Origin of the sequence: Marinobacter sp. AC-23, assembly GCF_001858325.1 — a bacterium.
Taxonomy (GTDB): Bacteria; Pseudomonadota; Gammaproteobacteria; order Pseudomonadales; family Oleiphilaceae; genus Marinobacter.
Genome location: NZ_MBPP01000097.1, coordinates 1 through 720, shown reverse-complemented (window position 1 = coordinate 720; position 720 = coordinate 1). Strand labels below are relative to the sequence as shown.

2 protein-coding genes are annotated in these 720 nt (G+C 53.5%); both read left to right on the top strand.

Going from position 1 to position 720, the window contains the following annotated elements; translation table 11 throughout:
- Window positions 1-284 (top strand): helix-turn-helix domain-containing protein (locus tag BCA33_RS20370; protein WP_139173073.1); only part of this gene is annotated, 284 nt, incomplete at its 5' end.
- On the top strand, window positions 266-720 hold a 455-nt coding region (locus tag BCA33_RS20365; RefSeq protein ID WP_139173072.1), incomplete at its 3' end, for an IS30 family transposase. The genes BCA33_RS20370 and BCA33_RS20365, both read left to right, overlap by 19 nt.

Below are 720 nucleotides of genomic sequence, written 5' to 3'. Positions count from 1 at the left end.
CCATGGGATACCGACAACTGACCCAAGCACAACGATACCAGATTTCGGCCTTCTTGCGAGTAGGTTGGAGTCAGCGAAGAATAGCCCAAGAGATCAATTGCCACAGCTCGACCATCAGTCGGGAGCTGCGTCGCAATCGAACCCTGAAGGAGTATGAGCCGATGGAAGCCAGTCGTTTGTCTTGGCACCGGCGCAAAGGAGCTCGCAAATCTCATAAAAGAGCGTCCTCATTGATAGATTGGGTGACCAAGCAGATTCAAAGCGAATGGAGCCTGATCAGGTAGCCGGTTTTATGAGGCGAGTTGGCAGTATCCAGGTCAGCCATCAATGGATTTATAATCTAATTTACCGGGACAAAATCGCCGGTGGCGATCTCTGGAAGTATTGCCGTTTGCCTTACCAGAGGCGTTATCAGCGTCATCTTGCCAAGCGGGCGGGGCTAGGCAAGATTCCGGATCGCGTGGGCATTGAGTGCCGCCCTAAAGCCGTCGATAGTCGTCTGCATCTCGGCCACTGGGAAGGAGATACAGTCCTTCACGGGCATAAGAATTCAGGCGCGGTCACTCTGGTTGAAAGACGGTCCGGCTACCTGCTCGCCGGCTGTGTACCAAAGCTAAAAGCCGGCTTAGTGTCAGAGGTCATCATCCGTGAGTTAAGGCCGATCAGAGGGGCTGTACAGACGCTGACATTGGACAACGGTTCTGAGTTTGCAGACCACCA